14 protein-coding genes are annotated in these 17110 nt (G+C 34.6%); 10 read left to right on the forward strand and 4 right to left on the reverse strand.

Going from position 1 to position 17110, the window contains the following annotated elements; translation table 11 throughout:
* Positions 1 to 526: 526 nt before the first annotated feature.
* From A9G08_RS10990 to csdE, 5 genes are all read left to right on the forward strand, one after another.
* On the forward strand, positions 527 to 1222 hold the full coding sequence (locus tag A9G08_RS10990; protein ID WP_065563760.1) for a hypothetical protein: 696 nt from the start codon (positions 527 to 529) through the stop codon (positions 1220 to 1222).
* Between the two features lie 349 nt (positions 1223 to 1571).
* Positions 1572 to 2567 carry a ubiquinone anaerobic biosynthesis protein UbiU gene (ubiU, locus tag A9G08_RS10995; RefSeq protein WP_065563761.1) on the forward strand — a complete coding sequence of 332 codons (996 nt, stop codon included), beginning with the start codon at positions 1572 to 1574 and terminating at the stop codon, positions 2565 to 2567.
* 120 nt (positions 2568 to 2687) lie between these two features.
* Entirely contained in the window at positions 2688 to 3566 is an 879-nt protein-coding gene (locus A9G08_RS11000; protein ID WP_065563762.1) for a U32 family peptidase, read from the forward strand.
* A complete protein-coding gene (gene csdA / locus A9G08_RS11005; RefSeq protein ID WP_218058483.1) occupies positions 3523 to 4737 on the forward strand; it encodes a cysteine desulfurase CsdA in 1215 nt (404 codons plus the stop codon). The genes A9G08_RS11000 and csdA overlap by 44 nt, the downstream gene beginning before the upstream one ends.
* Positions 4738 to 4789: 52 nt before the next feature.
* Complete coding sequence (gene csdE / locus A9G08_RS11010; RefSeq protein WP_065563763.1) at positions 4790 to 5200, forward strand: cysteine desulfurase sulfur acceptor subunit CsdE; 411 nt, start codon at positions 4790 to 4792, stop codon at positions 5198 to 5200.
* A gap of 26 nt (positions 5201 to 5226) precedes the next feature.
* On the opposite strand, the gene dolP is transcribed toward csdE, so the two are convergent.
* Positions 5227 to 5799 carry a division/outer membrane stress-associated lipid-binding lipoprotein gene (gene dolP / locus A9G08_RS11015; RefSeq protein WP_065563764.1) on the reverse strand — a complete coding sequence of 191 codons (573 nt, stop codon included), beginning with the start codon at positions 5797 to 5799 and terminating at the stop codon, positions 5227 to 5229.
* A 243-nt stretch (positions 5800 to 6042) separates the two neighbouring features.
* Between dolP and A9G08_RS11020 the strand changes: the two genes are divergently transcribed.
* Complete coding sequence (locus A9G08_RS11020; protein ID WP_065563765.1) at positions 6043 to 6741, forward strand: DUF1266 domain-containing protein; 699 nt, start codon at positions 6043 to 6045, stop codon at positions 6739 to 6741.
* Positions 6738 to 9365, forward strand: a complete 2628-nt coding sequence (locus A9G08_RS11025) for a J domain-containing protein (RefSeq protein WP_065563766.1) — start codon at positions 6738 to 6740, stop codon at positions 9363 to 9365. The genes A9G08_RS11020 and A9G08_RS11025 overlap by 4 nt, the downstream gene beginning before the upstream one ends.
* 93 nt (positions 9366 to 9458) lie before the next feature.
* On the opposite strand, the gene A9G08_RS11030 is transcribed toward A9G08_RS11025, so the two are convergent.
* The 3 genes from A9G08_RS11030 to xthA all read right to left on the reverse strand — a co-directional run bounded on the left by A9G08_RS11030 (position 9459) and on the right by xthA (position 13413).
* Entirely contained in the window at positions 9459 to 11135 is a 1677-nt protein-coding gene (locus tag A9G08_RS11030) for a molecular chaperone HscC (protein WP_065563767.1), read from the reverse strand.
* 109 nt (positions 11136 to 11244) lie between these two features.
* Positions 11245 to 12588 (reverse strand): exodeoxyribonuclease VII large subunit, encoded by a 1344-nt coding sequence (gene xseA / locus A9G08_RS11035; RefSeq protein WP_065563768.1) that lies wholly within the window; start codon positions 12586 to 12588, stop codon positions 11245 to 11247.
* Positions 12589 to 12606: 18 nt separating this feature from the next.
* Positions 12607 to 13413 carry an exodeoxyribonuclease III gene (xthA, locus tag A9G08_RS11040; RefSeq protein WP_065563846.1) on the reverse strand — a complete coding sequence of 269 codons (807 nt, stop codon included), beginning with the start codon at positions 13411 to 13413 and terminating at the stop codon, positions 12607 to 12609.
* A 114-nt stretch (positions 13414 to 13527) separates the two neighbouring features.
* Here xthA and tyrA point away from each other — a divergent pair, with 114 nt between their 5' ends.
* The 3 genes from tyrA (at position 13528) to atpB (ending at position 17097) form a co-directional block, all read left to right on the forward strand.
* On the forward strand, positions 13528 to 14649 hold the full coding sequence (gene tyrA / locus A9G08_RS11045) for a bifunctional chorismate mutase/prephenate dehydrogenase (protein ID WP_065563769.1): 1122 nt from the start codon (positions 13528 to 13530) through the stop codon (positions 14647 to 14649).
* Between the two features lie 87 nt (positions 14650 to 14736).
* Positions 14737 to 16068 (forward strand): phosphoglucosamine mutase, encoded by a 1332-nt coding sequence (gene glmM / locus A9G08_RS11050; protein ID WP_065563770.1) that lies wholly within the window; start codon positions 14737 to 14739, stop codon positions 16066 to 16068.
* Positions 16069 to 16314: 246 nt separating this feature from the next.
* The gene (gene atpB, locus A9G08_RS11055) at positions 16315 to 17097 is read left to right on the forward strand and encodes a F0F1 ATP synthase subunit A (RefSeq protein WP_065563771.1); all 783 of its coding nucleotides are present in this window, start codon (positions 16315 to 16317) and stop codon (positions 17095 to 17097) included.
* The last annotated feature ends 13 nt before the right edge of the window (positions 17098 to 17110 follow it).

A 17110-nucleotide genomic window follows, 5' to 3' on the forward strand; every position in this document is an offset into this window, starting at 1 on the left:
AATAAAAAAACAAAATTTAATAATAAAAGTTATAATTATACTATTTAATGAATTTAACATACTTACTTGAATTTAATGGATTTAATATGAAACTATAAATTTTGTGTAATACCTATGTAAATATCAAATTGTGAAGTTTTCGAATGAAAATGCATATTTTAAGTTTAGACTTTCTCATCTTGTAAACTAAGCCCCTCCCCATTTAAAGAAGCACATTATTTGCATAAAACCTAAATGTTTTAAAGCTAGACGAAAAGCTTATCTAGCTTGGGTAAAATGAAACTGGAAAGATAAAGAATTAACGGAATATGGAAAAAAGATTAGCGCTCTTTGAAAAATAAAACCCCTCACAAATTAAATTGCTTTAGCTAGCACACTAATATGTTCTTCAGAAATATAATGAACAAAATCTAGACAAATGTCATATTCAATACAATAATAAAGATGCTTCAAATATTAACTTATTATTTATGGAGATAAAAAATAATTTGATGAAATAAAAATATACAAAAGGAAACATAAAATTATGAAAATTTTTAAATACGCTTTATTAAGTTGTAGTTTGTTCATATTATTTGGATGTTCTGGAAATAGAGAATCATTACCAAGAACAAAGATTGTAGAAACAGAGGTAATTACCTTAAATAATGGCACGAATATTAATGTAATAACTGAAAATGCCATTAATGGGCAGGTAATTAATGATACTAATAATTATTTAAACGTTGTTACCCGAGGTGATACAGCACAAGCTGTTGGAGTAAAAATGGTTCAATTTGCCACTGCATTTTTTGGTAACCTTGGTGGAAATGTAAATACTTTTTCAAAAACAGATTTAAAAGGTAGTTATGTAAATTCAGTACCAAATAAAACCATGGAGCTTTTAAAACCTCAGTTATATACAATATTAAAAAAAATAAAAGCCAACAAACAAAAAGAACACACCATAACTATTCAACCTTATAAATTTAAACTAATTTATGATGGTATAACTGATAATAAATACAATTTTATTTACCAAACATTCATTAAAACCAATGGATTTACTTTTACTTGTTCTAGCGATAGTTTACCGCTAGATGATAAAACCAAAACTTTTGATGCATGGGAAAGTAATAACTATCAGTTGGTCCAAAATATTACTTCAAAATTAATCAATAATTGTATAACTCAATTAAATTCAGAAAAAAATTTCATACAACTTGAAGATGCTTTTAAATAAGAATTAATTATTAGCAATATAGTATGCTAACCATATAAAAGATTGATTTTAATTAATCGGTTATAAAATTCTTTTTTGATTATAAAAACCAGAAATTTAAATTATAAATATCTGGTTTTTTATTCATCACATCGTAAATTATCATATATTAACTATTACCGTTTGAATTCAATATGATTATTAATCATAATCATTTTCTTTAGTAAAAATATCATTTAATACATACACTTAAATTAAAAATAAAGTTACATGTTTTTTTGTCTGGAAATTCGCTTATTATTCGCATTAAATTAGGAATTATTGCATAATATATGGCGTATAAAATACCGAACTTAAGTTAGGAATAATTATGGAACTTCTTTGCCCCGCTGGCTCATTACCATCCCTAAAAGTGGCGATTGATAATGGAGCTGATGCTGTCTATATTGGTTTAAAAGATGATACCAATGCTCGCCATTTTGCTGGTTTAAATTTTAATGAAAAGCGACTTGTTGAAGCATCAGATTATGTTCACAAGCGCGGTAAAAAATTACATATAGCTATTAATACCTTTGCTCATCCTGAAAACTTTGAGCGATGGCAATATGCTGTTGATACTGCAGCTAACATTGGTGCTGATGCTTTAATCATTGCTGATTTAGCGATGCTTGATTATGCTGCTGAGAAGTATCCGAACCTTGAACGTCATGTCTCGGTGCAAGCCTCATCAACTAATGAGGAGTCAATTAAGTTTTATTATAATAACTTTCAGGTGCATCGTATTGTTTTACCTCGTGTGTTATCTATGCATCAAGTTAAACAGTTATCACAAGTATCACCCGTGCCTTTAGAGGTTTTTGCGTTTGGTAGTTTATGTATTATGGCGGAAGGTCGCTGTTATTTATCTTCATACCTAACAGGTGAATCGCCAAATACTGTTGGCGCTTGCTCTCCTGCAAAATTTGTCCGTTGGGAAGAGACCGATAAAGGGCTTGAATCAAGACTCAACAATGTTTTAATTGATTGTCATAAACAAGGTGAAAATGCTGGGTATCCAACACTTTGTAAGGGACGTTATTTTGTTGGAAATACACTTTATCATCCAATTGAAGAGCCAACCAGTTTAAATACAATTGAACTATTACCGGAGCTTTTTGCAGCAAATATCGCTTCCGTTAAAATTGAAGGAAGACAACGCAGTCCAGCTTATGTAGAACAAGTCACAAAAGTATGGAGACAAGCTATTGATCGCTATAAAGCGAATCCACAAGCATTCCAAGCTGAAAAGAATTGGATGGATACCTTAGGCTCTGTTTCAGAAGGAACACAAACAACTTTAGGTGCTTATCACCGTAAATGGCAATAATTGGTCAGCATTGATATTGAAATTTTAAAATAAAATAAACATATAATAATCTTAGTAGTTTTCAATATTAATGTGCTAGCCAATTGACTATTCAAGAATTTAAATATAGTGAGCAAAACTATGAAATATGCATTAGGACCAGTGCTTTATTATTGGCCTAAAATTGAAACTGAATCTTTTTATCAAGCCGCTAAAGATAGTGAAGCTGATATCATTTATATGGGCGAAACGGTATGCACCAAACGCCGTGAAATGAAAGTACCTAATTGGTTAGATTTAGCCAAAGAAATTGCTAAGTCTGGTAAACAAGTAGTACTCTCTACCCTTGCGTTACTGGAAGCGCCATCAGAACTGAACGATTTAAGACAATTAGTAAATAATGGTGACTTTTTAGTTGAAGCTAATGATTTGGCTGCCATTAATATTGCCCACGATAATAAAGTACCTTTCGTCGCTGGCCCAGCGATTAACTGTTACAACGCATTTACGCTAAAATTATTACAAAAACAAGGTATGGTGCGGTGGTGTATGCCTGTTGAACTGTCTCGTGATTGGTTAAATAATGTTCTCAACCAATTTGATTCTTTAAAAATTGATCGTAAATTTGAGGTTGAAGTATTTAGTTATGGTTATTTGCCATTAGCTTATTCTGCTCGTTGTTTTACAGCCAGATCAGAAGATAGACCAAAAGATAAATGTGAAACTTGCTGTATAAAATATCCTGTAGGACGAGAAGTCTTTTCTCAAGAACAACAAAAGGTGTTTGTACTAAATGGCATTCAAACTCAAAGTGGTTATTGTTACAATTTAGGTAATAATCTTAAAGATATGAAAGGGTTAGTCGATATTGTGCGTATTTCACCACTTGGTATTGAAACGCTTGATATAGTTAAACAATTTAAAGCCAATGAAGACGGCACAAACCCATTACATATTGAACATAAACGAGACTGTAATGGTTATTGGAATGGGATTGCTGGGCTTGAACTTACACAATAAACTACCTGAAAAATTTAGAGCAGATTTCCCTGCTCTAAGTAACTCTGTTTATCTTGATTCGGCTGCTACTGCGTTAAAACCGCAAACTATGATTGATACAACGGTTGAATATTATGCACATAATACCGCAACCGCACAGCGCAGTTTACACCAAGATGCACTAAAAGTTACCACAGCGATTAGTGAAGCTCGGCAAAGTGTGGCTAAGTTTATTCATAGTCAATCAAGCCATCAAATTGTTTGGACTCGTGGAACCACAGAATCAATAAATATAATTGCGCAAAGTTATGCGAGACCTTTACTACAGGCCGATGATGAAATAATTGTCAGCGAATTAGAGCACCATAGCAACCTATTACCTTGGCTAATCGTAGCCAAACAAACTGGTGCAAAGGTAATTAAGTGGACTGCCGATGTTAATGAACTTTCATCATTACTATCACCCAAAACTAAAATTGTGGCCATAACCCAGATGTCTAATGTTACTGGCTTTTGCCCGGATTTAGTTAAAATTAGTCAATTAGTTCATCAGCATAATGCCATTTTAGTGGTAGATGGTGCACAAGGTGTTGTTCATCAGCCAATTGATGTTGAAAAGCTAGATATCGATTTTTACGCTTTTTCTGCCCATAAGTTATATGGCCCAACAGGGCTTGGCGTTCTATATGGAAAACAACATTTATTAGAACAGATGGACGTTTGGCAAGGTGGCGGTAAAATGTTGAAAAATACAACATTTTCAGATTTTGAAGTCGAAGATTTGCCTTATAAATTCGAAGCTGGTACCCAAAATATTGCAGGAATACTTGGTTTTAAAGCAACATTAGATTGGCTAAAAAAATGGGATGAAGCACAATTAAATTGTTATATAACACAATTGGCAAATTACGCTGAATCAAAATTAAGTGAATTGAACCATATCCAATTCTACAGTGTTAAGAATAGTCCAATAATTAGCTTTAATATGCATAACATTCATCATAATGATATCGCTATTTTATTAAGTGAACAAAACATAGCAATTCGAACAGGTGGTTTATGTGCAAAGCCGTTGATGGATAAACTTGGCTGTCATGGGGTTATTCGCATTTCAATAATGCCATATAATAATCAGCAAGACATTGATAGTTTTGTTACAGCACTGAAAAATGCTATTGAGGTATTAACTTAGGATTTTACGCTAATTGCTTATCTTTTATCTCTAATTACTAACTGGTTTTATTATGTTATCACCACTATTTGAACTATTTTCTAAGCAACATAACTGGCAAGATCGTTATCGGCAATTAATTGCTTTATCAAAGCAATTACCAGCGTTTCCTGATGACCAAAAAACTGAGGCTAATCAGATTGATGGCTGTGAAAATCGAGTATGGTTAACAGTCAAAAAACAACCTGATGATTCATTTATTTTTCAAGGTGACAGCGAAGGTCGAATTGTTAAAGGGTTACTCGCCGTTTTAATTATGATTGCCAATAATAAAAATGCAGAACAAATTAAGGCTCTTGATTTTCACGCGATATTAAATCAGTTAAAAATTATTGATGAATTGAGTCAATCCAGGCAGCAAGGACTAGATAAAATAATTGAACGAATTAAATTGTTAACTAATGATGTAAAAAAAGGAGAATAAATTCTCCTTTTTTTAACTACTTATGATTAGCGTTGAGTGAATAATGTAACAACTTTCTTCACGCCAGCAACTTTACTTGCAACATTAGCGGCTTCTTGCCCTTCTTCACTGGTAACAATGCCAATTAAAAACACTTCGCCATTTTCAGTTACCACTTTGATATTACGTGCTTTTGTTTTGGAATTCATGACAAGTTGCGATTTAACTTTTGTTGTTATCCACATATCATTACTGATAGTTCCAGCACCGACAGGCTCACCTGAACGAATTTGGTTGTAAACTTTCTTCACACCTTCAACTTGATATGCAAGACGTTCAGCCTTTTCAATTTGTTCTGCATTCGCTTGGCCAGTTAAAATAATATTGCCATCATAGGTACTTGAAGAAATACGAGAGCCTATAAAGAAAGGACCATTTTCGCTTAGCTTATTATTCATTCTGGTATTGAGCGTTGTATCATCAACTTGCGTTCCAGTAGTACGTGGATCGGTTGCAACTTTTGCTGTAGCGCCAGCGCCGACACCAATAACAGCCGCGACACAACCTTGTAGCATTAAAGCACCCGATACTAATACAGCAACTAAGACAATTTTTTTCATTATTACTCCTTTTATTTACAGCTCAGTAAAATTCAAATACTGATAAATTCTTTTTATTATGCCTTGTAGATAATGATTTGCAAAATAATTTTATTATTCTGAAATGTAAAAGTTATTTGATTATTTTTAATTAACATATCTCAAGAAAGCAATTACTCTACTTGTTAAAACAAACATTTATTTTTCTATAAAATCTGCTATCTTTTTACACAGATTAATAATAAACATTAACAGAGTTAAGCTATGCATCAAGATTGTATCGATTGGTTATTTGGATTATCTGCACCAATGGTTGCATTAAATAAAGAAGAAGGCGCAAGTTATACCTCACCTTATTTTTATCCAGAACGAAATTATACTGATATGAAAAAAGACTGGGGCATTGACTCTCGAGAAAGCCTATTATCAATGATTTTTGATATGGTTGATGATGGTCATGCGCCGGCTTTATCCAAACACTATTTTATGTACCCAAGATTAACCGCTCCTCATTGGCTTAAATATATTGAAAAACACTGCGATTACGATAAAGTCTTAATTGAATATGTAGAAAAAACCTATTCCGAGTGTGGTGTTGGTGGCATACGTAGTTTTGATTATGCAAGAATGGGCTATCTATTACGCAATGGCACCAGCAATATGTTCATTACTGAAGATGAAGCACTATGGATTTTTTATAGAATAGCGCTACGAGCTCAGCACTATTATTCATCTTGGCAAAGCTATTTTTCAGGTTGGTTTATTGGGTATCAATATTGGGAATCATTATCCAATAAAGAAGATTTAGAGCAGCTACGTTGCGAATTATGTCGCTCATCGCGTAATTGGACTATGTCCAAGTTATATTCCAATGAAGACTCCCCCTATCATCACTTACCTTGGTATATCGAACTTGAAGAAATAGAAAAACCACAATCTTTAATGGAGTATGCTTGGTCATGAATAATAATTTTTGGCAATTATTGGGTATTGATAAAACCATTGATATAACAGAAATTCGTAATGCTTATCGAGCAAAACTTCCGCAATATCACCCCGAAACAGATCCAGTAGGCTTTAAAGCTTTACGGGAAGCTTATGAATTGGCGATGCAATACGCAAAGTCACCAGAAGAAACAGATGAACAGTCCAATCAAGAGCAAGAGCAAGAGCAAGAGGAAGTAAGCATTACCGAAGAAGAACGCCAAGTTAAAGAGATCTGTGATAATTATCAAGCATTACTAGATGATCCTGCTCGCTGCAATGATGTTGATGAATGGCAAAAGTTTATTGCCTCCTTTTTTGATTACCCAATGTCTGTATTAGATATTGCCAAATGGAAAATGTTAGATATCAGTTATGATACATTAACCGTATCACTTACTTGCTTAAAAATATTGGCAGAAAATTTACGTTGGCGCCAACAAGTGATGGATCACTATCCTGATAAGATTGAAATGTACGAGAATTTTTTCGATCACATTGAACGAGGTGATTTGTTTGACTATAACTGCCTACCTAAAAATAATAAAGCAGTACAAAATGAAACTATCAATTATGTGCGTAATGCGCAATGGATTTTTTGGGATAAACCTTATAAGGAATTAAATAAGTATTTTTCTATTCATACTGTGATTTACTTACCCAATAACCAGGAATTGATGGAAGATTTAGCTCATTGGCATAGCTTTGCTAAAGTGAAAAATAAAAGTTTATTAGAGTATGCTTTAACTCGCATCGCTAATTCCAATCAAGATGAAGCTAATCAATGGAAAGTTGTTGCAGCAATACAATACTCTTTACTTGAAGATGAAGAAAATGCCTTTCAATTCTGGATAGAGTTATATAATTTACCACAATATCAAGAGCAAGCTACTATTGGGTTAATTGAGTGGTGTACCAAAAAACATCAAAATTATTTACCTTTACTGCTCCTTGCACTTAATCAATCATATTGTCTACCCGCTGAAACTGATAATAAATATTTATATGCGATACCCCAGCTTACTACATCTACAAACTCGCGATTGTTTAAATTAAAAATAGAAGATTACCCAGAAGAAATTGCTAATGTTATTAGATGGGCAACTGATATTAATTGGAATTATCGCCAAGTGTTATATACATTATTACATGATGATGGAACCAGTAGCTTTTATCGCTTATATCGTCATGCAATTATGTTACGACACGGTAATGAAACATTATTACATGCAATCTTAAATGATCACTTTGAAGATCAATTTGAACAATTTATCTTACAAAATCTACAACGCCAGTCTAAACAGCACCTTGAATGGCTAACAAAACTTTCACCAGTCCAAGAATTTAAAACTTGGTTATATTATGATGATACTATTATTCCAACTAAGTTTGACCCAGATGAAAATGGTGAATATGTTTTATTTGGTCGTTTATGGCTAGATAGATTCGATGATATTCCAGACACAGCTAAACTAAATTTATATAGAAATATTAACTATCGCAATATGGAGATGTTTGACTGGCCAATATATTTTCATTTCAGAGGGCGAGATAATTTACCCAAATTACCAGTCGAGTTAATTACTGATAATAAAGATGCATATTGGCAATGGTATCGTCATTGTCTATTGGTCGTGACTATTGGTAATTCGCCGTTTAAAGCTGCAAATTTCATTAGGAAAAATAATCAGTTATTTCATTTGCCTGATGATGATCAACTCACACCATTATTAAATACTTTTAAGTCTAATGAATGGCAAAATGAAGTTGAGTTATATAATCTGATCGATTGTAATAACAAGCTAACTAGTAGTATGTTATGTAATTACCCTAATGCCATTGAATATTTTATTGATATACCTGAGGATGTTAATTTTACCGATATCAAACAAAATATAGATCAATTATGGCAAGCTAAATTAGCTAACCACTCACCAGCATATTTAATGCTACTCCATACAATAATCTTAAATAAACTGAATCAAAAACAGGAGTTACATCAGATCTTACAAAAATTAGCTGGTGATGATGAAGCATTGCAACAATTAGCTAAAGCATTTGAGAGCAAACTATCAATCTCCTCCTCATTTAGGAAAAAAAATCGTGATATTTATGAATCATTAAAACAATTGAAAGCCCTTAATGAAAATTTATCTGACGATAATATGATTTTCAATGATGATAAAATTAATAAACTGGAGAATATTAAAGGTGATACGGATAATGATTTAATATTACGTTTATGCTCGACACTGCTTCTAGCAAAAAATATTGAAAATCAAAAGAACCTTGAAGCAAAATCACTACCTAAAAATAAATCGAATCAAATATGGCGTTGGAATGGTCGAACCAATGGCAAAGGTTTTTATAATCAAATATGTTGCGTCACCGCGATATTAAGTTTTTTGATAATAAAGTTAAGTGGGGTGAAATCATCTCATCATATGATTTACTATATATTATTTGCATTAATTATAATTAATATTATTTTTGCAATTAGGCGACGTTCAAATGATGCATATAGTAGTGGAAAATATCGTCTTTCTATTTTCTCACCCTCAATTAATCAAACTAATCGCTATGGACCACCATTAGATAGCTAAGCAAAGATACGGCTTATACTTTCTCCTTTGTATACTATCCCCTTTGAAAAGATATTTAATTATGATCAAAGGGGATTTTCTAAATCTATCTGATTATCGATTAAGATCGTTAAGATTCGATTCAATTTCGCTTCGAACCTGTTCTATCTCTTCAAGATTTTGCTGATTTAAGACTTCCATAAAAGCTTCGATATAAGAGCCAATGAGTAGTCGTTCATCACCCAATGATTGTGCCCATGCTCGCTCTAACCTTGCTAATAAAGTACGATTTAACATTTCATCACGAGGATGAATTTTAAGTGCCGCTAATCGGTCATGGCTTTCTTGTTTTTGTTTATCGGTTAATCCAATCGGACTGTGATCAATCACTTTACCATGCAATGCCCCTGTTTCAAGTAATACCACGTCGACTTCAAGCAAACCATTTAAATCATAACTAAAGCGAACATCAATACCTTGTATTTTTTCCATAGGTGTGACTGGCACTTCAAATTCATCAATTAAAACGTTATTTTCAACCTTTGGATTCTCACCTTGATAAACAGAAAGCATAATACTTTTTTGTTGAGGGTATGAAGTGTAAAACGTTTTGACCTTTGAAGTTGGAACTATCGTATTACGCTCAATAATTGGCGAAAATAACCCTTTAATATTACCCGAAGAAATTTCAATACCAAGTGTATATGGGCAAACATCGGTTAGAATAACCTCTTCAACATCGGCATTTCGCAAACGACATGCCGCCTGAACAGCTGCACCTTGTGCAACAATAGTAGTTGGATTGATATGACGATAAGGCAGTTTACCAAATAACTTTGTCACTAACTCACGAACCACACCTAATTGCGATGAACCACCAACTAAAACAATATGTTCGAGTTCATTAGCCTTTAAGCGAGCATCACTTAATGCTTGTTCAACTGGCGCTCGTAATCGATTGAGTAATGGTAACCAAATTGACTTAGCTCTTACTTCATTTAATGAAAATTGCCATTGCTTATCTTGCCAAAACCATGTCAAATTATGCATTTGCTCACCACTTAGCTTACATTTTAATTGTTCAGCTAAATCCAATAAACGCGCATAATCATCGACAGGAATATCTTCTTGTTTAAGTTCCCATTCACTCAAACATGCTTTAACTATTTCATGGGTAAAATCTTCACCGCCTAAGTAGTTATCGCCTGCTGATGCATGAACCTCAATGATAGGCATTGCATATTCCAATACTGTCACATCAAATGTGCCACCACCTAAGTCAAAAACCAGCGTATTTCCTGATTGTTCTTCATGTAATCCATACGCCATTGAAGCAGCGGTGGGCTCATTGATTAGACGGACTGCGTTTAATCCTGCAAGCTCAGCAGCAAAGCGAGTTTGTTTACGCTGTTCGTCATTGAAATAAGCGGGAACGGAAATCACGACATCACGAATTTCTTGTTTCAAGAAAGCTTCAGCATCCGCTTTTAATGATTTTAAAACTAATGCTGAAAGTTCTGTTGGGGTAAATTTTTGAACGCCCAACTCAAAAACTTTACTTGAACCTAAAAAACGTTTGAATGCTGCTGCACTACGACTAGGATGAGTAGTTAAACGAGATAAAGCCGCATGACCAACCAAAATGGTATTATCTTCATCAATGCTGACAGCTGAAGGAGTAACAACTTCACCTATTGAATTGGGAATTAGTGTCGGCTGGCCGTTTTGCCAAACACAAATTAAACTATTGGTAGTACCTAAATCAATACCTATTGGAGGATGTATAACCACTTTATTCTCTTAGTATTTTCCAACATGTCAGATATTATATCCTTAATACTATTTGAGGTGCAATTTTATCCAATGTGTTGAGTTAAACATTATTGAAAAAAGAGCAGTTTTACTTATTTTTTTTATCTATCTCAACAATTTGGCTGATTAATTTACCTGTCTTAAGCTGGGTTAAAATAAAGTCACCCATAGACACTTGTTCAACCGTTCTTATCACTTGTTGTTGCTGGTTAGTCGTTACTGAATAACCACGATCTAAAGTAGCAAGTGGACTAACACTATTAAGCTGAGATGCTTTTAATACAAATTCATGCTTAGCGTCCGTTAACCTTTTTTGAACCAGATTAATCAGTTGCTGCTGTTTTCTCTCTAGGTTTTGACCATAATAGAGCACTTTATGTTGTGGTGAAACACGTAACAAATATTTATCCAACACATTATGACGATAGGATTGTTTAGATAAATAGTGCTGCATATTTTCAAATAAAGCATGACGACTAGTTAATAAACGATTTAATTGCTTAGATAATTTAGTTTGAGGATGTTGTGATTGCAATCGTTGATAACGCTTATTTAATAATTCTCGTCGACGTACCAAATAGTAATCAATCGCCATACATAAGTATTGTTCTTGAACTTGTAAACTTTTAATCTGCTCTAGCTTATCCCAGCTAACCAACTCAGCTGCTGCCGATGGGGTAGCGGCGCGCACATCAGCAACAAAGTCAGCAATGGTGAAATCAACTTCATGACCAACAGCACTAATAATAGGTAATTGACTAGCAAAAATAGCTCTGGCTAAAAGCTCCTCATTAAATGACCAAAGATCTTCAAGCGATCCCCCTCCTCGCCCAACAATTAAAACATCACATTCTTGGCGAATATTTGCGATTTGAATCATTCTGGCAATTTGTGCCGCTGCTTCAGTACCTTGTACCGACGTTGGGTAAATAATCAAATTCAGACTTGGATCGCGCCGGTTTAATATCTGACAAATATCATGTAGTGCTGCACCTGTTGACGAAGTAATAATCCCAACCGTACGAATATTATCAGGTAACGACTTTTTATAAATCGGATCAAACAATCCTTCTTCTGACAGTTTTTGCTTTAGTTGCTCAAATTTTTGTTGTAACAAACCAGCACCAGCCGGTTGCAATTGATTAATAACCAATTGATAATCACCACGTGCTTCATAAAGAGTTACCGAGGCATTAACTAAAACTTGTTGACCATTTTGAGGGGTAAATCCCGTACGATAATTATTATTACGAAACATGGCACAGCGCACCTGCGCAATATCATCTTTCAAAGTGAAATACCAATGACCTGAAGCTGGGCGAGAAAAATTGGAAATTTCACCAACTAACCAAACTTGCCCAATAGCATCAGAAAGCAGACCTTTAACTAATTGATTAAGATCTTTTACCGATAAAATCGAACTATTGTGCATACTATTATCCTAACAAGTTTAATCTAAATCAAAGTCAGCCCAAATTGGCGCATGATCGGAAGGTTTTTCCATACCACGAATATCGTAATCAATACCGGTTTCACCACAATACTGCATAAGTTTTTCACTAGCTAAAATAAGATCGATTCTTAATCCGGTTTTTACACTAAAACCTCTGGAACGATAATCAAACCAAGAAAATCTCTGTGTATCTGGATTGGCATGACGGTAAGTATCAGTATAACCTGCTGCCATTAAATTATTTATCCATTCACGCTCTTCAGGTAAAAAAGAGCATTTACCCGCACTTAACCACCGTTTGCGGTTATTTTCATTAATCCCAATATCTAAATCAGTTGGGCAAATATTCATATCACCCATAATGAGTGATAATTGGCTATTCAGCTGTCGATCCTGTATATATTCAATTAAATCTTGATAAAATTTACGCTTAGCTGGATATTTAATTTCATTATGCAAACTTTCACCTTGCGGGAAATAACCATTAATGACGGTTAAATTACCTTTGCTAGTCGGAAACTCAGCTACCATTAATCGACATTGTGCACCATCTTCATCGGTCGGAAAACCACATTCGACCGATAACGGTTTTTGCTTAGTCAATAAGGCTACACCATAATAACCTTTTTGACCGTGATAATATAAATGGTAGCCAAATTGCTTAAGTTCTTCGATTGGAAATTGGTCATTATGAACTTTAGTCTCTTGTAAACCAATGATATCGGGCTGATGTCTTTCAATAATCGCAGCTAATTGATGGATTCTAATACGAATACTATTAATATTAAAAGATAAAACTTTAATCATAAATTTATTGTATTTGATTTAATTTTGCAATTGACCCATGCTACCAAAAATACGTTATACTGTTAAGCAATTACAGCGAAAGCTATAACTAGTGATTAAAGGATCAACAATATGTCTAAGGAATTACTTTCATTGCGTCATAAAATTGATGAAGTTGACAAATCAATTTTAGCTTTAATTAGTCAACGACTAGCATTAGTTGCTGAAGTTGGTGAGGTAAAAAGCGAGCATGGAATTCCGATTTATGATCCTAAACGTGAAGCCGATATGTTAGCTAAACGTAAACAAGAAGCTGAAAACTTAGGCATATCACCCGCCTTAATTGAAGATATTTTACGCCGATTAATGCGTGAGTCCTATATCAGTGAAAACGACAAAGGTTTTAAAAAAGTTTACAACGGCAAAGGCTCAATTGTCATCATTGGTGGTAATGGACAAATGGGTAGACTATTTGCCAAACTATTTACCCTATCAGGTTATGAAGTTAAAACCTTAGGTTCAAAAACCATGCATCAAGCAGCCGAAGTTGTCGCTGATGCCGCTGCCGTTATTGTTACAGTGCCTATCAACAAAACATGCGAAATCATTGAACAATTACCACCGTTACCTAAAGATTGCATTTTAACCGATTTTACATCAATCAAAGTCAAACCTTTACAAGCCATGCTAGCCAAACACGCGGGGCCTGTGGTTGGATTGCATCCAATGTTTGGTCCGGACGTGCCAAATTTAGCCAAACAAGTCATTGTCTACTGCCAAGGTCGATATCCTGAGCAATATCAATGGTTAATTGAACAGATGCGAATTTGGGGAGCCAATTTGTGCGCGATTGATGCCAAAGAGCATGACAAATGTATGTCGTTTATTCAAGCATTACGCCATTTTACTTCGTTCTCATATGGTGTAAATTTACAACGAGAACACGCTGATTTAGAACAATTAATTACCTTATCATCACCTATTTATCGCTTGGAGTTAATGATGGTTGGTCGCTTATTTGCTCAAGATCCCGTTCTTTATGCCGATATCATCATGGCGTCAGATGAAAATATTGAATTAATCAAACGCTATTATGAATGTTTTGGACAAATGGTTAAATTAATTGAACAACGAAATAAAGCTAAATTCATTGAAAATTTTAATGAAGTAACTAAATGGTTTGGCAGTTATGCTGAACGTTTTATAAAAGAGAGCCAAGTATTATTAAAATTTGCTAATGACAATCGAGAATAATTTTACTTCGCTTCCTTTTATAGGATAAAAAACGACTTATAAGAAAGGCAATTGGTCAAATAAAAAACTTTAGTATGAGGAAATAACATGTCTAATCGGAAATATTTTGGGACAGATGGTATTCGTGGAAAAGTTGGAGAATATCCTATCACGCCTGATTTCGCCCTCAAGTTAGGCTGGGCAGCAGGACGAGTACTGGCTAAAGATGGTGTTAAAAAAGTCCTCATCGGTAAAGATACTCGTATTTCAGGTTATATGCTTGAATCGGCTTTAGAAGCAGGATTTGCCTCCGCGGGCGTCGCTGCTGCTTTTACTGGACCAATGCCAACACCTGCCATTGCTTATCTAACTCGCACATTTCGGGCTGATGCGGGTGTAGTCATATCGGCCTCCCATAACCCTTTTTATGATAACGGTATTAAATTTTTCTCAACTGAAGGGCGAAAACTCGATGACGCCATTGAATTAGAAATCGAAGCCGAGCTTGAAAAACAGATCGACTGTGTTGAATCAAAACAACTTGGCCGAGCAAGCCGAATAACCGATGCAGCGGGTCGATATATCGAATTTTGTAAAAGCACCTTTGATCACGACTTAAGTCTATCAGGACTAAAAGTTGTTGTGGATTGTGCCAACGGAGCCACTTACCACATTGCCCCAAAAGTACTTCGAGAACTTGGTGCTAAAGTAATAAAAATTGGTTGCGAACCGGATGGAGTCAATATTAATGAAAACTGTGGTGCTACTGATGTAAAAGCATTAACTAAAACTGTCCTTGAAGAAAAAGCTGACTTGGGCTTTGCTCTTGATGGTGATGGTGACCGCATCATTATGGTCGATCATAAAGGCAATAGAATTGATGGTGATTTAATTATTTACATTATTGCTCGTGAAGCCTTAAGGCAAGGTCAACTTAAAGGTGGCGTTGTCGGAACCTTGATGAGCAACATGGGACTTGAAATCGCCCTTAAAAATCTTGGCATCCCATTTGTACGAGCAAAAGTGGGGGACCGTTATGTGCTTGAAATGCTGGTTGAAAAAAATTGGCGATTAGGTGCAGAAAATTCAGGCCATGTCCTTTTACTTGATAAAACCACAACAGGCGATGGTATTGTTGCAGGCTTACAAGTTCTAGCTGCAATGATAAGAAATAACATGTCACTCGCTGAATTATGTCAAGGCATGACCATGCTACCACAAATATTAATTAACGTTCGTTATACAGGAAACCCATTAGCCAATGCTGCGGTCAAATCTGCAATTGAACAGGCAGAAACGCAACTTGGCAATGAAGGTCGGGTATTGATACGCAAATCCGGCACCGAACCGCTTATCCGCGTAATGGTAGAAGGTAGTAATCACTCTCAAGTGCAAAAATTAGCGGAACAAATTGCCAATGCAGTTAAAGCATCAAATTAGCCTGTTTTTTCATCATTAATTAAGCTATTGATGAACAATATTTCTAATAAAGTGAGCGGTAAAGCTGTTATTCTTTACACAAAATTAGTAAAAAGTGTCTAAATTCTTTATTTTTTTAATCAGTTGTTGACTTATTATAGGGAATTAGGTTTAAAATAATAGCTTCGGTTATTGCAGTGATTGTTTATACCTTTTAAGGCAAAAACAAACTGTAGTTTTTATTTTTAAAATAGGTAAGAGGGTTATATGGCAGTTTCCTCTCCAGCTTCACCGCAAGCTTATATAAAACACCATCTGGAGAACTTACAAGTTGGTTCTGGTTTTTGGACCTTTAATCTTGATTCCTTGTTCTTCTCAATTGTACTTGGTGTGCTTTTCTTATGGATTTTCCATCGTGTAGCAAGGAAAGCGACGAGTGGCGTACCAGGTAAACTTCAATGTGCGGTAGAGATGATCTTTGAATTTGTAAATAATACTGTCAAAGACATGTTCACAGGTCAAAATAAACTCATTGCCCCTTTAGCACTTACTGTGTTTATCTGGGTATTTTTAATGAACTTAATGGATCTAATCCCTGTTGATTTCCTACCTTATGCGGGACAATATTTAGGTCTATCTCATTTAAGAGTCGTACCGACAGCCGACGTGAGTATCACAATGTCAATGTCACTCGGTGTCTTTGCACTTATCATCATTTATTCAATCAAATATAAAGGGATTTCAGGGTTTATTAAAGAATACACCTTGCATCCATTTAATCATTGGTCATTTGCACCAATCAATTTAGTCCTTGAACTTGTTAGCTTATTGGCTAAACCTGTTTCTTTAGGATTACGACTCTTCGGTAACATGTATGCTGGTGAACTTATCTTCATCTTAATAGCAGCATTATTACCTTGGTGGTCACAATGGGTATTATCACTACCATGGGCTATCTTCCATATTTTGATAATCACCTTACAAGCATTTATTTTTATGGTGTTGACTATCGTCTATTTAGCGATGGCCTCAACAACAGAAGATCATTAATTTTAACTTTTTT

This window comes from Gilliamella sp. wkB195, from assembly GCF_001690445.1.
In the GTDB taxonomy this organism is placed as follows: Bacteria; Pseudomonadota; Gammaproteobacteria; order Enterobacterales; family Orbaceae; genus Gilliamella; species Gilliamella apicola_E.